Source organism: Allobosea sp. 2RAB26, from assembly GCF_052115465.1.
Taxonomy (GTDB): domain Bacteria; phylum Pseudomonadota; class Alphaproteobacteria; order Rhizobiales; family Beijerinckiaceae; genus Allobosea.
Window position 1 is genome coordinate 50,889 of record NZ_JBFRGS010000025.1, and the last position, 13,061, is coordinate 63,949.

Sequence of the window (13,061 nt, forward strand, 5' to 3'; positions counted from 1 at the left end):
GGCTCAGCCCAGCTCGAGCGGACTGCGCCCCGCCCGACTGAAATCGATTCTGCACCTGCCGCAAGCGCGTTCCGGGCTTCGTTGATCGGGGCGGCATACGCCCTCTTCCAAACAGAAATCCCCGGCGCGACGAGAACCGTCTCCGCCGGGGCTGATATCGCTGACGACAGCAAGGTCAGAAGCACGAGCCCGATGCCGAACCCGTGCCCGCGCATTGCTAAGCGCCGAGTGCCTTGCAGATCGCGCCCGTCACCTCGTCGATCGGCTTCATGCCGTCGATCGCAGTGAGCTGACCACGCTTCGCATAATAGGGCGAAACCACCGCGGTATCGCGGTTATAGGCTTCGAGCCGGGTCTTGAAGACCACCGGATCGTCATCCTTGCGCACCGGTTGCCCGGCCGCCTTGGCCTCCTCGGCACGCCGGATGATCCGGTCGACGAGCTTCTCCTGATCGACCGTGAGCTCAAGGACCGCGTCGAGCTTCAGCCCCTTCTGCGCCAGCATGGCGTCGAGCGCCTCGGCCTGGGCCAGCGTGCGCGGAAAGCCGTCGAGGATGAAGCCCCGCTTCGCGTCCGGCTCTTCGATGCGATCGGCAACGATCCCGATGACGATATCGTCCGAGACCAGTCCGCCGGCATCCATCACCGCCTTGGCCTTGAGCCCCACCGGCGTCCCGGCCGCAACCGCGGCCCGGAGCATGTCGCCGGTCGAGAGCTGCGGAATGCCGTGCTTCTCGACGATACGGGTTGCCTGAGTACCCTTGCCCGCCCCCGGCGGCCCCAGGAAGATCAATCGCATCAGCGCCTCGCCCCTCGCAACTTCGCCTTCTTGACCAGCCCCTCATACTGGTGGGCCAGCAGATGCCCGTGAACCTGCGCCACGGTATCCATGGTTGTCGTCACCACGATGAGCAGCGAGGTGCCGCCCAGGAGGATGATCGGAATCTGGGCATACGTGATCATGAACTCGGGGATAAGGCAGACAATAGTCAGATAGCCTGCGCCGAGAACGGTGATCCGGGTCAGCACGCGGTCGATATGCTCGGCGGTGCGCTCGCCCGGGCGGATGCCCGGCATGAAGCCGCCATGCTTCTTGAGGTTGTCCGCCGTCTCGACCGGATTGAACACGATGGCGGTGTAGAAGAAGCAGAAGAAGATGATCAGCGCGGCGTAGAGGATCATGAACAGCGGCCGGCCATGCGCCAGATAGGTCGCCACCGTTGACAGCATGCCGGTGCCGCCCGAGGCCTGCGAGAAGCTGGCGATCGTCGTCGGCAGCAGCAGCAGCGAGGAGGCGAAGATCGGCGGGATGACGCCCGACGTGTTGAGCTTCAGCGGCAGGAACGAGGTCTGGCCCTCATACATGCGGTTGCCGACCTGGCGCTTGGGATAGTTGATCAGCAGGCGGCGCTGGGCCCGCTCCATGAACACGCAGAAGGCGATGACGCAGATGGCCATGACCAGGATCAGCAGCAGCAGGCCGGTCGAAATCGCGCCCTGACGGCCAAGCTCAAGGGTCTGGGCGAGCTGCGACGGGAACTCCGCGATGATGCCCGAGAAGATGATCATCGAGGTGCCGTTGCCGATACCGCGGCTGGTGATCTGTTCACCGAGCCAGAGCAGGAACATCGTACCGCCGACCAGCGTGATCGTCGTCGAGAGCAGGAAGAACGGGCCGGGCTCGAGCACCAGATTGCCGGACCCCTGCAGGCCGACACCGATGCCGTAGGCCTGGAACACGGCCAGCACGAGGGTCAGGTAGCGGGTGTACTGGTTGAGGACCTTGCGGCCCTGCTCGCCTTCCTTCTTCAGCGCCTCGAAGGTCGGCACCACGCTCGACAGGAGCTGGATGATGATCGAGGCCGAGATATAGGGCATGATCGCGAGCGCAAAGATCGCCAGTCGCCCGACGGCACCGCCCGAAAACATGTTGAACAGGCCGAGCACGCCGGTCTGCGACTGTTTGAACAGGTCGGCAACGGCGTCGGGGTTCATGCCCGGCAGCGGGATATAGGTACCGAGCCGGTAGACGATTAGCGCCCCCAGCGTGAACCAGATCCGCTTCTTGAGCTCGTCCGCCTTCGCGAGCGCGCCGAAATTCAGGTTTGCCGCAAGCTGTTCAGCCGCCGATGCCATGCGTCCGGTCCTTGATCGGAATAAACGTCAAACAGTCGAACGGCGGCCTAGGCTTCTGGCCTGGCCGCCGTTCGCAATCGCTCATGTAAGCGTCGCTGTCACGCCTGTGAAGCAGCAGCCGCCAGGATCTTGACCGAGCCGCCAGCCTTTTCGATGGCCTCGACCGCCGACTTCGACGCGCCTGCCACTTCGAAGGCAAGCTTCGTCTTCAGTTCGCCGACGCCGAGGATCTTGACGCCGTCGGGGGCCGCCTTCGAGATCACGCCGGCCGCAACCAGCGCCTCGATGGTGACGACGCCCTTGCCGTCGAGCTTGCCGGCCTCGACCGCCTGCTGGATCCGACCGAGATTGACCTCGTTCAGTTCCTTGGCGAAGAGGTTGTGGAAGCCGCGCTTCGGCAGGCGACGATAAAGCGGCATCTGACCGCCTTCGAAGCCCTTGACCGCCACGCCGGCACGGGCCTTCTGACCCTTGACGCCGCGTCCACCAGTCTTGCCCTTGCCGGAGCCGATACCACGGCCGACACGGATGCGGGACTTGTGGGCGCCTTCGTTGTCACGAATGTCTGTGAGTTTCATCGGACAATCCCCCTCACTTCGCGTCGACGACGCGGACGAGGTGCTTGACCTTCTCGATCATGCCACGGACGGAAGCGGTGTCCTGCAGGGTCGATTGGCGGCGGATCTTGTTCAGGCCGAGACCGATCAGGGTCTGGCGCTGCGAGGCCTCACGGCGGATCGGGCTACCGATCTGCTCGACGACCACGGTCTTTTCAGCTTTTGCCATGGTGCAGCCCTCACGCTTCGGCCGCGGCGTCGGTGCCGGCATCGCGACGACGCGACTGCAGGGCCGAAACCTTCAGGCTGCGGCGCGCGGCGACGCCACGCGGGCTGTCCTCGTTCTTGAGCGCCGAGAAGGTGGCGCGCACGAGGTTGTAGGGGTTCGACGAACCGAGCGACTTCGACACGACATCCTGCATGCCAACCGCCTCGAAGACGGCGCGCATCGGACCACCGGCGATGATGCCGGTACCGGCCGGAGCTGCACGCAGCACGACGCGACCGGCGCCGTGGCGGCCCTGGACGTCGTGATGGAGCGTGCGACCTTCGCGCAGCGGAATGCGGACCAGCCCCCGCTTGGCGGCTTCAGTCGCCTTGCGGATGGCTTCCGGCACTTCGCGAGCCTTGCCATGGCCGAAGCCGACGCGGCCCTTCTGGTCACCGACGACGACGAGGGCAGCAAAGCCGAAACGACGGCCGCCCTTCACCACCTTGGCGACGCGGTTGATGTGGACCAGACGATCCACGAATTCGGAATCGCGCTCTTCGCGATCCTGACGGTCACGAGGTTCTCTCGCCATGTCATCCTCTTACTTGCGCGGACGCTGCCTGATGCAGCGCCGCTCGCTCGAGCATCCCGGATGGGATGTCAGAAATTCAGTCCGGCCTCGCGGGCCGCATCGGCAAGCGCCTTGACGCGACCATGATACATGTAGGAGCCGCGATCGAAGACCACGTCCTTCACGCCGGCCTTGACCGCACGCTCGGCAACCAACTTGCCGATCGTGGCCGCAGCCTCGACATTCGCGCCCGACTTGATGTCGCCGCGGATGTCCTTGTCCAGGCTCGAGGCCGACGCGAGGGTGATGCCCTTCGCGTCGTCGATGACCTGGGCATAGATCTGCTTGCCGGTGCGATGCACCGACAGGCGAGCGCGGCCATTGGCGACCGCCTTGATGGCGCGACGGACACGGGCCCGGCGGCGCGCAGTATTTTCTGTCTGCTTGCTCATGGCTCGCGTCCTTACTTCTTCTTCCCTTCCTTGCGGAAGATGAATTCGCCGGCGTACTTGACGCCCTTGCCCTTGTAGGGCTCGGGACCGCGATAGTCGCGGATCTCAGCGGCGGTCTGGCCGACCACCTGCTTGTCGATGCCGGTGATGACGATTTCAGTCGGCTTCGGCGTGACGATCGCGACCCCGGCCGGGATCGCATAGTCGATGTCGTGGCTGTAGCCGAGCGACAGCTTGAGCACCTTGCCGGTGACGGCGGCCTTGTAGCCGACGCCGTTGATCTCAAGCTTCTTCTCGAAGCCGTTGGTGACGCCCGTCACCAGATTGGCGACGCGAGCCCGGGACGTGCCCCAGAGCGAGCGCGCACGCTTGCTCTGCGAGCGCGGCTGAACGGCGATGGCGCCGTTCTCGAGCGCAACCGAGACATCATCGGGCACGGAGAAGGAGAGTTCCCCCTTCGAGCCCTTGATGCTCACGAGCTGGCCGGACACGTTGGCGGTGACGCCAGCGGGAACCGGAACAGGCTTTTTACCGATACGAGACATTGGATTTCTCCTGATGAGCGGCGCAGAAGGTCAGAAGACCTTGCAAAGCACTTCGCCGCCCACGTTCTGCTCGCGGGCAAGATGATCGGGCATCACGCCCTTCGGCGTGGAGACGATGGTCACGCCGAGGCCGTCGGCCACGCGCGGCATCGTGTCCACCGAAGAGTAGACGCGGCGGCCGGGCTTCGAGACCCGAGAGATGGCACGGATGACCGGCTGTCCCTCATGGTACTTCAGCTCGATGTCGAACTCGGTCCGGCCATTGCCGAACTCGGTCGTGGAATAGCCGCGGATGTAACCCTCGGCCTGAAGCACGTCGAGCACGCGGGCACGCAGCTTCGAGCCCGGGGTGGTCACGCGCGACTTGCGCCGCATCTGCGCATTGCGGATGCGGGTCAGCATATCGCCAAGCGGATCAATGATCGCCATGATGCGTCCTCCTCACCAGCTCGACTTGACGAGGCCGGGAACCAGCCCCTTGTTGCCGAGCTCGCGCAGAGCAACGCGCGACATCTTCAGCTTGCGATACACGGCGCGCGGACGGCCGGTCACTTCGCAGCGGTTGCGCACCCGGTTTGCAGCCGAGTTGCGCGGCAGTTCAGCCAGCTTGAGGCGAGCAAGGAAGCGCTCGTCCATGGACTGGCTCTCGTCATTCGCGATCGCGAGAAGACGCGCCCGCTTGCCCGCGTACTTCTTCACGAGCTGCCTGCGGTGTTCGTTCTTCTCGACGGAGCTTTTCTTAGCCATCGATCTCTCCTGGTTTCCGCGTATGAGCGGTAAGGCTCACTGCCGGAACGGGAAGTTGAAGTGCTTGAGCAGAGCGCGCGCTTCGTCGTCCGACTTCGCAGTCGTGCAGACGATCACGTCCATGCCCCAGACCTGGTCGACCTTGTCGTAGTTGATCTCAGGGAACACGATGTGCTCCTTGATGCCGAGCGCGAAATTGCCGCGCCCGTCGAACGACTTCGGGTTGAGACCACGGAAGTCGCGCACGCGCGGCAAGGCGATGGTGACGAGCCGGTCGACGAACTCGAACATCTTGGTCTTGCGCAGCGTGACCTTGCAGCCAACCGCCATGTTCTCGCGCAGCTTGAAGCCGGCGATGGCGAGACGGGACTTGGTGATGACCGGCCTCTGACCGGCGATCATGGCGAGATCGCCAGCCGCACTGTCGACCTTTTTACGGTCGGCCGTCGCTTCGCCCACGCCCATGTTGATGACGACCTTCTCGATCGTCGGGACTTCCATCACGTTCTTGTAGCCGAACTCGGCGATCATCGCCGGACGAACGACGTCCTCGTAATGCTTCTTCATGCGCGGCGTGAGAGCCGCCTGCTGATTCTCAGCCATCGATCAGATCTCCCGAACGCTTGGCGAAACGCACCTTGCGGCCGTCATCGAGCACCTTGAAACCGACGCGGGTCGGCTTGCCGTCCTTGGGATCGGCGACGGCCAGGTTCGACAGATCGATCGTGGCCTCCTTGCTGATGATGCCACCCTCGGACTGTGCCGAGGCCTTGGTGTGCTTCTTCACGAGGTTGACGCCACGCACCACGGCGCGGGCATCCTTCGGCAGCACCTGGAGCACTTCGCCGGCCTTGCCCTTGTCACGGCCGGCCAACACGACGACCTTGTCGCCCTTCTTGATCTTCGCAGCCATTACAGCACCTCTGGCGCAAGCGAGATGATCTTCATGTGGTTCTTGGCGCGAAGTTCGCGCGGAACCGGTCCGAAGATACGGGTGCCCACCGGCTCCTTCTGGTTGTTGATCAGCACGGCCGCATTGCGGTCGAAACGGATCACCGAACCATCGGCGCGCTTCACGTCCTTAGCGGTCCGAACGACGACCGCCTTCATGACGTCGCCCTTCTTCACGCGGCCGCGGGGAATGGCTTCCTTGATCGAAACGACGATAATATCACCGACACCGGCGTATTTCCGCTTCGACCCGCCGAGAACCTTGATGCACATCACACGACGGGCGCCGGAGTTATCCGCGACCTCGAGATTCGTCTGCACCTGGATCATGGCCTTGATCCTTCCAAACTGTATCAGCGCGGTTTCCGGGCGCGGCGTCAGCGCCGACCCGGACTACGACTGACGGGGGTCGATCGCCCCCTGGCCTCAATAAAGTGACTTACGCCTTAGGAGCGTTGTCGAGCACAACCCAGCTTTTCAGCTTGGAAATGGGCTTGGATTCCTCAATCCAGACCGAATCCCCAACCTTGAACGTCTGCGCCTCATCGTGGGCGTGATAGTTCTTGGTCCGGCGAACAGTCTTCTTGAGGAGCGGGTGCGTATAACGCCGCTCGACCTTCACCACAACAGTTTTGTTCTGCTTGTCGCTAACGACGACGCCCTGCAGCACGCGCTTCGGCATTGTCCTACTCCTCAGGCGCTCGCCGCAACGGTCTTCGACCGCTGCAGCGTCTTGATGCGAGCGATATCCTTGCGCACCTCAGTCACCCGAGCGGTATTCTCGAGCTGGCCGGTAGCGCGTTGGAAACGCAGGTTAAACTGCTCCTTCTTCAGCTTCAGGAGTTCGTCCTGGAGCTGGTCGACACTCATCACCTTGAGATCGGACAGGCGTTGCGTAGCTTTCATGTCGCCCTCCTTACTCGGCGATGCGCTGGATGAAGCGGGTCTTGATCGGCAGCTTGGCGGCGCCGAGACGAAGCGCCTCGCGCGCCGTCTCCTCTTCCACCCCGTCGATCTCGAACATGATTCGCCCAGGCTTGACCTTGGCTGCCCAGAATTCAGGCGCGCCCTTGCCCTTGCCCATGCGGACTTCGGTCGGCTTCTTCGAAACTGGCACGTCCGGGAAGATCCGGATCCAGACGCGGCCAGCACGCTTCATGGCGCGAGTGATCGCACGACGGGCAGCTTCGATCTGACGGGCCGTGACGCGCTCAGGCATCAGGGCCTTCAGACCGAACTGGCCGAAATTGAGGTCCGTGCCGCCCTTGGCAACGCCTGAGATGCGTCCCTTGAACTGCTTGCGGAACTTGGTTCGCTTTGGTTGCAACATGGCTCTTCTCGATCAGCCTTACGCAGCCTGCTCGCGACGATCGCGACCGCCGGAGCGACCACCTTCGTCAGAGAGACGCTTGTCCTGGGCCATCGGGTCGTGTTCGAGGATCTCGCCCTTGAAGATCCAGACCTTGATGCCGCACGTGCCGTAGGTGGTGAAGGCGGTGCCGACACCGTAATCCACATCGGCGCGCAGCGTGTGCAGCGGCACGCGGCCTTCGCGGTACCATTCCAGGCGCGCGATTTCCGCGCCGCCGAGACGGCCCGAGCAGTTGATGCGGATGCCCTCGGCGCCCAGACGCATGGCCGACTGAACGGCCCGCTTCATGGCGCGACGGAACGCGACGCGACGCTCGAGCTGCTGAGCGATGGAGTCGGCCACCAGGGTGGCGTCGATCTCGGGCTTGCGGACCTCGACGATGTTGATCGTCACATCGGCCTTGGTCAGCTTCGAGACTTCCTTGCGCAGCTTCTCGATATCGGCGCCTTTCTTGCCGATCACCACGCCCGGACGAGCCGAGTGGATGGTGACGCGGCACTTCTTGTGCGGGCGCTCGATGATGATCTTGGAGACCGCCGCCTGCTTCAGCAGCTTCATCAGCGCGGCGCGGATCTTCATGTCTTCGTGCAGCAGCTGACCGTACTCACCCTTCTGCGCGAACCAGCGCGAGTCCCAGGTGCGGTTGATGCCGAGGCGAAGGCCGATCGGATTGATTTTCTGACCCATCGTTCTCTCCTCAGGCCTTGGCCGCCTGGACTTCGCGCACCACGATCGTGATGTTCGCGAAGGGCTTCATGATCCGGGCTCCACGGCCGCGGGCGCGGGCATGGAAGCGCTTCATGACCAGGGCCTTGCCGACGAAAGCCTGCGCAACGACGAGATCGTCGACGTCGAGATCATGATTGTTCTCGGCGTTGGCGATGGCGCTCTGCAGACACTTGCGAACGTCGAGCGAGATCCGCTTACGCGAGAACTCGAGATCGGCGAGCGCGGTCGAGACCTTCTTGCCACGGATGAGCTGAGCGACGAGGTTCAGCTTCTGCGGGCTGACGCGAAGGTTGCGGGCAACCGCAACGGCTTCGTTCTCCGGCAGCGCACGGGGGGCGGATGGCTTACCCATGGCTTACTTCCTCTTCGCCTTCTTGTCGGCAGCGTGGCCGTGGAAGGTGCGCGTCGGCGAGAACTCGCCGAACTTGTGGCCCACCATTTCCTCGGACACGTTCACCGGCACATGCTTGTGACCGTTGTAGACGCCGAACGTCAGACCGACGAACTGCGGAAGGATCGTGGAGCGGCGGCTCCAGATCTTGATCACCTCGGCCCGGCTCGCCGAACGGGCGACCTCGGCCTTTTTCAGAAGGTATCCGTCGACAAACGGACCTTTCCAAATCGAACGCGCCATGACGGACCTCAGTTCTTCTTCTTGCGGGCGTGACGGCTCGACACGATGAACGTATCGGTCCGCTTATTCGAGCGGGTCTTCTTGCCCTTGGTCGGCAGTCCCCACGGCGTGACCGGGTGACGACCGCCCGAGGTACGACCCTCACCACCACCATGCGGGTGGTCGACCGGGTTCATCGAGACGCCGCGGTTATGCGGACGACGGCCGAGCCAGCGCGAGCGACCGGCCTTGCCCATGTTGGTGTTCATGTGGTCGGGGTTCGAAACCGCGCCCACCGTAGCATAGCACAGGCCGCTGATCAGGCGCTGTTCACCCGAGTTCAGGCGGACGATGACATAGCCCTGGTCGCGACCGACGATCTGGGCGTAGTTGCCCGCAGACCGCGCCAGCGCCCCCCCCTTGCCGATCTTGAGCTCGACATTGTGGACGATGGTGCCGATCGGCATCGCGCCCATCGGCGAAGCATTGCCGGGCTTGATGTCGACCTGGTCGCCGGAGATCACGCTGTCGCCGACCGCCAGGCGCTGCGGCGCCAGGATGTAGGCCTGCTCGCCATCAGCGTACTTGAGCAGCGCGATGAAGGCGGTGCGGTTCGGATCATACTCGATCCGCTCCACGGTCGCCGCCACGCCCGGCTTGCCGCGACGCTTGAAGTCGACGATCCGGTAGCTCTGCTTATGTCCACCGCCACGGAAACGAACCGTGATGCGGCCGAGATTGTTGCGGCCACCCTTCGAGGACTTACCCTCGGTGAGAGCCTTGACCGGCTTGCCCTTGTAGAGCTCGCTGCGGTCGACGATCACGAGCTGGCGAAGGCTCGGCGTGATCGGCTTGAAACTTTTCAAAGCCATGATGACGATCCTTCCTCAGAGGCCCGTGGTCACGTCGATCGAGTGACCTTCTTCGAGGGTCACTACGGCCTTCTTGACGTCCGAACGCTGCCCGAGCCGGCCCCGGAAGACCTTGACCTTGCCTTCGGTGACGAGCGTGTTGACGCTCTTCACCTTGACATCGAACAACTTCTCGATAGCCGCCTTGATCTGCGGCTTGGTCGCGGTCTTCGCGACCTTGAAGACGACCTTGTTATGCTCGGAGAGCATGGTCGCCTTTTCGGTGATCACCGGGCCACGAATGACATCGTAGTGGCGCGGATCCAGGTTCTTTGCAGACTGGCTCATTTGAAGCGCGCCTCCAGCGCATCGACAGCCGAGCGCGTCAGCACAAGCTTATCGCGACGCAGGATGTCGTAGACGTTGATGCCCTGAACCGGCAGGACGTCGACGTTCGGGATCGAACGCGCGGCCAGGCCGAAGTTCACATCGATCTCGGCGCCGCCGATCACCAGCGCGCTGGACAGATCCAGCTTGCCGAAGTGACCGAGCAGGACCTTGGTCTTCGGCTCGGCGAGCGTGACGTCGTCGATGATGATCAGGCCGGCGTCCTTGGCCTTGGCCGAGAGCGCATGGCGCAGAGCCAGGGCACGGACCTTCTTCGGCAGATCATGCGCATGATCACGCACGATCGGACCGAAGGCCTTGCCGCCGCCGCGGAACTGCGGAGCCGAAGCTGCACCGTGACGAGCGCCACCGGTGCCCTTCTGCTTGTAGATCTTCTTGCGGGTGCGATCGACTTCCGAACGCCCCTTGGACTTGTGGGTCCCGGCGCGACGCTTGGCGAGCTGGTAGCGCACCATGCGGGCGAGAAGATCGGCGCGCGGCTCAAGACCGAAGATCGAGTCCGAAAGCTCGACCGAGCCGGCATTGCCGCCCTCGAGAGTGGTGATATCGAGCTTCATCACGCGTTCTCCTCAACTGCTTCAGCCGCAGGAGCCTGCGTGGTTTCGCCAGCAACCTTGAACTTGCCAGGAAGCGGCGCATCCTTCGGCAGGGCGCGCTTGACGGCGTCGCGGACGTGGATCCAGCCGCCGGCAACGCCGGGAACGGCGCCCTCGACCAGGATCAGGCCGCGCTCGGCGTCCGTCTGGACGACGCGCAGGTTCTGCGTGGTCACGCGCTCGGCACCGAGATGGCCCGGCATCTTCTTGTTCTTGAAGGTCTTGCCGGGGTCCTGACGACCACCGGTCGAACCGATCGAACGATGCGAGACCGAGACACCGTGCGTGGCCCGCAGACCGCCGAAGTTCCAGCGCTTCATACCGCCGGCAAAACCCTTACCGGTGGTGGTGCCGCTGACATCGACGAACTGGCCGACGACGAAGTGATCGGCAGTCAGCTCGGCGCCGACGGGGATCAACGCATCGTTGCTGACGCGGAACTCCACGACCTGGCGCTTGGGCTCGACCTTGGCCACGGCAAAATGACCGCGCTCAGCCTTCGAGACGTTCTTGACCTTGGCCAAGCCCGACCCGAGCTGAACGGCGACATAGCCGTTCTTCTCGATCGTGCGATGCGCGACAACCTGACAGCTGTCGAGCTTCAGCACGGTGACTGGGATGTGTTCACCGGCATCCGTGAAGATGCGGGTCATCCCGACTTTCTGTGCAATCACACCGGAACGCATCGGTGCATACCTTCTCTTGGGGTCATGTCCATCCGGGGTATCCGGAAACAGAGGACCCGACGATGGATCAGAGCTTGATTTCGACGTCGACGCCGGCGGCGAGATCGAGCTTCATGAGGGCGTCGACCGTCTGGGGGGTCGGATCGACGATGTCCAGGACCCGCTTGTGGGTCCGCATTTCGAACTGCTCGCGCGACTTCTTGTCGATGTGGGGCGAGCGGTTGACCGTGAACTTCTCGATAAGCGTCGGCAGCGGGATGGGCCCGCGAACCTGGGCGCCTGTCCGCTTCGCGGTCGACACGATCTCGCGCGTGGAGGCGTCGAGGATGCGGTGGTCGAACGCCTTGAGGCGGATCCGGATGTTCTGACCGTTCATGGTCTTGTTCTCTCCGTGACGTGAAAAGGCAAAGGCCCTTGGAAGGGCCTTCGCCCTCACGAAAACGCGTTACGCGATGATGCTGGCGACGACGCCGGCGCCGACGGTCCTGCCGCCTTCGCGGATGGCGAAGCGCAGCTTCTCCTCCATCGCGATCGGCACGATCAGGTGCACTTCCATGGTGATGTTGTCACCAGGCATCACCATCTCGGTGCCCTCAGGCAGGTGCACCACGCCGGTCACGTCCGTCGTGCGGAAGTAGAACTGCGGGCGGTAGTTGGTGAAGAACGGCGTATGGCGGCCGCCCTCTTCCTTCGTCAGGATGTAGGCCTCGGCCTTGAACTTGGTGTGCGGCTTCACCGAACCCGGCTTGCACAGAATCTGGCCGCGCTCGACGTCCTCGCGCTTCGTGCCGCGCAGCAGCGCGCCGATGTTGTCGCCAGCCTGGCCCTGGTCGAGCAGCTTGCGGAACATCTCGACGCCGGTCACCGTCGTCTTCACGGTGTCCTTCAGGCCRACGATCTCGATTTCCTCGCCGACCTTGACGATGCCGCGCTCGACGCGACCGGTCACCACCGTGCCACGGCCCGAGATCGAGAACACGTCTTCGACCGGCATCAGGAACGGCAGGTCCAGCGGACGCGCCGGCTGCGGGATGTAGTCGTCGACCGTCTTCATCAGCGCCACGACCGCGTCATGGCCGATCGCCTTGTCGCCATTGTCCAGCGCGACCTTGGCCGAGCCCTTGGTGATCGGGATTTCGTCGCCCGGGAAGTCGTACTTCGACAGAAGCTCGCGGATCTCCATCTCGACCAGCTCGAGCAGCTCCGCGTCGTCGACCAGGTCGACYTTGTTCATGAACACCACCAGCGCCGGAACGCCGACCTGGCGCGCCAGCAGGATGTGCTCGCGGGTCTGCGGCATCGGGCCATCGGCAGCCGACACGACCAGGATCGCGCCGTCCATCTGCGCCGCACCCGTGATCATGTTCTTCACGTAGTCGGCGTGGCCGGGGCAGTCGACATGCGCATAGTGACGGTTCGCAGTCTCGTACTCGACGTGAGCCGTCGAGATCGTGATGCCGCGAGCCTTCTCCTCAGGCGCCTTGTCGATCTGGTCATACGCCGTGAACGACGCCCCGCCCGACTCAGCCAGAACCTTCGTGATCGCAGCCGTCAAAGACGTCTTGCCATGGTCAACGTGACCAATCGTTCCGATATTGCAGTGCGGCTTCGTCCGCGCAAACTTCTCTTTGGCCAT

General features: G+C 63.5%; 24 protein-coding genes. All 24 read right to left on the reverse strand.

Annotated elements, in window-relative coordinates; all coding sequences use genetic code 11:
* Positions 1 to 217: 217 nt before the first annotated feature.
* Positions 218 to 799 carry an adenylate kinase gene (locus AB4118_RS30525; RefSeq protein WP_441493284.1) on the reverse strand — a complete coding sequence of 194 codons (582 nt, stop codon included), beginning with the start codon at positions 797 to 799 and terminating at the stop codon, positions 218 to 220.
* Positions 799 to 2,136, reverse strand: a complete 1,338-nt coding sequence (gene secY, locus AB4118_RS30530) for a preprotein translocase subunit SecY (RefSeq protein ID WP_069880173.1) — start codon at positions 2,134 to 2,136, stop codon at positions 799 to 801. The genes AB4118_RS30525 and secY overlap by 1 nt, the downstream gene beginning before the upstream one ends.
* A gap of 98 nt (positions 2,137 to 2,234) precedes the next feature.
* Positions 2,235 to 2,714: a 50S ribosomal protein L15 gene (rplO, locus tag AB4118_RS30535; RefSeq protein WP_069880172.1), complete on the reverse strand. Its 480-nt coding sequence runs from the start codon at positions 2,712 to 2,714 to the stop codon at positions 2,235 to 2,237.
* 13 nt (positions 2,715 to 2,727) lie between these two features.
* Positions 2,728 to 2,922, reverse strand: coding sequence for a 50S ribosomal protein L30 (rpmD, locus tag AB4118_RS30540; RefSeq protein WP_069882649.1), 195 nt, complete (start codon positions 2,920 to 2,922; stop codon positions 2,728 to 2,730).
* 10 nt (positions 2,923 to 2,932) lie between these two features.
* Complete coding sequence (gene rpsE, locus AB4118_RS30545) at positions 2,933 to 3,496, reverse strand: 30S ribosomal protein S5 (RefSeq protein WP_113517766.1); 564 nt, start codon at positions 3,494 to 3,496, stop codon at positions 2,933 to 2,935.
* Positions 3,497 to 3,564: 68 nt separating this feature from the next.
* Positions 3,565 to 3,927, reverse strand: a complete 363-nt coding sequence (gene rplR, locus AB4118_RS30550; protein ID WP_441493285.1) for a 50S ribosomal protein L18 — start codon at positions 3,925 to 3,927, stop codon at positions 3,565 to 3,567.
* Between the two features lie 11 nt (positions 3,928 to 3,938).
* On the reverse strand, positions 3,939 to 4,472 hold the full coding sequence (rplF, locus tag AB4118_RS30555; RefSeq protein ID WP_043237092.1) for a 50S ribosomal protein L6: 534 nt from the start codon (positions 4,470 to 4,472) through the stop codon (positions 3,939 to 3,941).
* 30 nt (positions 4,473 to 4,502) lie between these two features.
* Positions 4,503 to 4,901: a 30S ribosomal protein S8 gene (rpsH, locus tag AB4118_RS30560; protein WP_043237093.1), complete on the reverse strand. Its 399-nt coding sequence runs from the start codon at positions 4,899 to 4,901 to the stop codon at positions 4,503 to 4,505.
* Between the two features lie 12 nt (positions 4,902 to 4,913).
* The gene (gene rpsN / locus AB4118_RS30565; protein WP_043237095.1) at positions 4,914 to 5,219 is read right to left on the reverse strand and encodes a 30S ribosomal protein S14; all 306 of its coding nucleotides are present in this window, start codon (positions 5,217 to 5,219) and stop codon (positions 4,914 to 4,916) included.
* A 36-nt stretch (positions 5,220 to 5,255) separates the two neighbouring features.
* Positions 5,256 to 5,822, reverse strand: a complete 567-nt coding sequence (rplE, locus tag AB4118_RS30570) for a 50S ribosomal protein L5 (protein ID WP_043237096.1) — start codon at positions 5,820 to 5,822, stop codon at positions 5,256 to 5,258.
* Entirely contained in the window at positions 5,815 to 6,132 is a 318-nt protein-coding gene (gene rplX, locus AB4118_RS30575) for a 50S ribosomal protein L24 (protein ID WP_043237098.1), read from the reverse strand. The genes rplE and rplX overlap by 8 nt, the downstream gene beginning before the upstream one ends.
* On the reverse strand, positions 6,132 to 6,500 hold the full coding sequence (rplN, locus tag AB4118_RS30580) for a 50S ribosomal protein L14 (protein ID WP_043237099.1): 369 nt from the start codon (positions 6,498 to 6,500) through the stop codon (positions 6,132 to 6,134). The genes rplX and rplN overlap by 1 nt, the downstream gene beginning before the upstream one ends.
* Before the next feature lie 109 nt (positions 6,501 to 6,609).
* Positions 6,610 to 6,852 carry a 30S ribosomal protein S17 gene (gene rpsQ / locus AB4118_RS30585; RefSeq protein ID WP_043237101.1) on the reverse strand — a complete coding sequence of 81 codons (243 nt, stop codon included), beginning with the start codon at positions 6,850 to 6,852 and terminating at the stop codon, positions 6,610 to 6,612.
* A gap of 11 nt (positions 6,853 to 6,863) precedes the next feature.
* A complete protein-coding gene (rpmC, locus tag AB4118_RS30590; RefSeq protein WP_043237102.1) occupies positions 6,864 to 7,076 on the reverse strand; it encodes a 50S ribosomal protein L29 in 213 nt (70 codons plus the stop codon).
* A gap of 10 nt (positions 7,077 to 7,086) precedes the next feature.
* Complete coding sequence (rplP, locus tag AB4118_RS30595) at positions 7,087 to 7,500, reverse strand: 50S ribosomal protein L16 (protein ID WP_043237103.1); 414 nt, start codon at positions 7,498 to 7,500, stop codon at positions 7,087 to 7,089.
* Between the two features lie 18 nt (positions 7,501 to 7,518).
* A complete protein-coding gene (gene rpsC / locus AB4118_RS30600; RefSeq protein WP_043237104.1) occupies positions 7,519 to 8,229 on the reverse strand; it encodes a 30S ribosomal protein S3 in 711 nt (236 codons plus the stop codon).
* 10 nt (positions 8,230 to 8,239) lie between these two features.
* Positions 8,240 to 8,623, reverse strand: coding sequence for a 50S ribosomal protein L22 (rplV, locus tag AB4118_RS30605; protein ID WP_043237105.1), 384 nt, complete (start codon positions 8,621 to 8,623; stop codon positions 8,240 to 8,242).
* A 3-nt stretch (positions 8,624 to 8,626) separates the two neighbouring features.
* Positions 8,627 to 8,905, reverse strand: a complete 279-nt coding sequence (gene rpsS, locus AB4118_RS30610; protein ID WP_043237107.1) for a 30S ribosomal protein S19 — start codon at positions 8,903 to 8,905, stop codon at positions 8,627 to 8,629.
* Between the two features lie 8 nt (positions 8,906 to 8,913).
* Positions 8,914 to 9,756 carry a 50S ribosomal protein L2 gene (rplB, locus tag AB4118_RS30615; protein ID WP_069880166.1) on the reverse strand — a complete coding sequence of 281 codons (843 nt, stop codon included), beginning with the start codon at positions 9,754 to 9,756 and terminating at the stop codon, positions 8,914 to 8,916.
* Positions 9,757 to 9,771: 15 nt separating this feature from the next.
* Positions 9,772 to 10,083, reverse strand: coding sequence for a 50S ribosomal protein L23 (locus AB4118_RS30620; protein ID WP_043237110.1), 312 nt, complete (start codon positions 10,081 to 10,083; stop codon positions 9,772 to 9,774).
* Complete coding sequence (gene rplD, locus AB4118_RS30625) at positions 10,080 to 10,700, reverse strand: 50S ribosomal protein L4 (protein WP_069880165.1); 621 nt, start codon at positions 10,698 to 10,700, stop codon at positions 10,080 to 10,082. The genes AB4118_RS30620 and rplD overlap by 4 nt, the downstream gene beginning before the upstream one ends.
* On the reverse strand, positions 10,700 to 11,425 hold the full coding sequence (gene rplC, locus AB4118_RS30630) for a 50S ribosomal protein L3 (RefSeq protein ID WP_113517770.1): 726 nt from the start codon (positions 11,423 to 11,425) through the stop codon (positions 10,700 to 10,702). The genes rplD and rplC overlap by 1 nt, the downstream gene beginning before the upstream one ends.
* A gap of 67 nt (positions 11,426 to 11,492) precedes the next feature.
* Positions 11,493 to 11,801, reverse strand: a complete 309-nt coding sequence (gene rpsJ / locus AB4118_RS30635) for a 30S ribosomal protein S10 (RefSeq protein WP_043237115.1) — start codon at positions 11,799 to 11,801, stop codon at positions 11,493 to 11,495.
* A gap of 69 nt (positions 11,802 to 11,870) precedes the next feature.
* Entirely contained in the window at positions 11,871 to 13,061 is a 1,191-nt protein-coding gene (tuf, locus tag AB4118_RS30640) for an elongation factor Tu (protein ID WP_441493286.1), read from the reverse strand.

Coding starts and splice junctions, on each gene's coding strand:
- rpsN (WP_043237095.1), bottom strand. CDS start 5,219: ATGGCTAAGAAAAGCTCCGTCGAGAAGAACGAACACCGCAGGCAGCTC.
- rpmC (WP_043237102.1), bottom strand. CDS start 7,076: ATGAAAGCTACGCAACGCCTGTCCGATCTCAAGGTGATGAGTGTCGAC.
- rplX (WP_043237098.1), bottom strand. CDS start 6,132: ATGGCTGCGAAGATCAAGAAGGGCGACAAGGTCGTCGTGTTGGCCGGC.
- AB4118_RS30620 (WP_043237110.1), bottom strand. CDS start 10,083: ATGAGCCAGTCTGCAAAGAACCTGGATCCGCGCCACTACGATGTCATT.
- rplP (WP_043237103.1), bottom strand. CDS start 7,500: ATGTTGCAACCAAAGCGAACCAAGTTCCGCAAGCAGTTCAAGGGACGC.
- rplB (WP_069880166.1), bottom strand. CDS start 9,756: ATGGCTTTGAAAAGTTTCAAGCCGATCACGCCGAGCCTTCGCCAGCTC.
- rplO (WP_069880172.1), bottom strand. CDS start 2,714: ATGAAACTCACAGACATTCGTGACAACGAAGGCGCCCACAAGTCCCGC.
- rplF (WP_043237092.1), bottom strand. CDS start 4,472: ATGTCTCGTATCGGTAAAAAGCCTGTTCCGGTTCCCGCTGGCGTCACC.
- rplV (WP_043237105.1), bottom strand. CDS start 8,623: ATGGGTAAGCCATCCGCCCCCCGTGCGCTGCCGGAGAACGAAGCCGTT.
- rpsC (WP_043237104.1), bottom strand. CDS start 8,229: ATGGGTCAGAAAATCAATCCGATCGGCCTTCGCCTCGGCATCAACCGC.
- rpsH (WP_043237093.1), bottom strand. CDS start 4,901: ATGGCGATCATTGATCCGCTTGGCGATATGCTGACCCGCATCCGCAAT.
- rplD (WP_069880165.1), bottom strand. CDS start 10,700: ATGAAGCTCGATATCACCACTCTCGAGGGCGGCAATGCCGGCTCGGTC.
- rplN (WP_043237099.1), bottom strand. CDS start 6,500: ATGATCCAGGTGCAGACGAATCTCGAGGTCGCGGATAACTCCGGCGCC.
- rpmD (WP_069882649.1), bottom strand. CDS start 2,922: ATGGCAAAAGCTGAAAAGACCGTGGTCGTCGAGCAGATCGGTAGCCCG.
- rplR (WP_441493285.1), bottom strand. CDS start 3,927: ATGAGCAAGCAGACAGAAAATACTGCGCGCCGCCGGGCCCGTGTCCGT.
- rpsS (WP_043237107.1), bottom strand. CDS start 8,905: ATGGCGCGTTCGATTTGGAAAGGTCCGTTTGTCGACGGATACCTTCTG.
- AB4118_RS30525 (WP_441493284.1), bottom strand. CDS start 799: ATGCGATTGATCTTCCTGGGGCCGCCGGGGGCGGGCAAGGGTACTCAG.
- rplE (WP_043237096.1), bottom strand. CDS start 5,822: ATGGCTGAGAATCAGCAGGCGGCTCTCACGCCGCGCATGAAGAAGCAT.
- rpsJ (WP_043237115.1), bottom strand. CDS start 11,801: ATGAACGGTCAGAACATCCGGATCCGCCTCAAGGCGTTCGACCACCGC.
- rplC (WP_113517770.1), bottom strand. CDS start 11,425: ATGCGTTCCGGTGTGATTGCACAGAAAGTCGGGATGACCCGCATCTTC.
- secY (WP_069880173.1), bottom strand. CDS start 2,136: ATGGCATCGGCGGCTGAACAGCTTGCGGCAAACCTGAATTTCGGCGCG.
- rpsQ (WP_043237101.1), bottom strand. CDS start 6,852: ATGCCGAAGCGCGTGCTGCAGGGCGTCGTCGTTAGCGACAAGCAGAAC.
- rpsE (WP_113517766.1), bottom strand. CDS start 3,496: ATGGCGAGAGAACCTCGTGACCGTCAGGATCGCGAAGAGCGCGATTCC.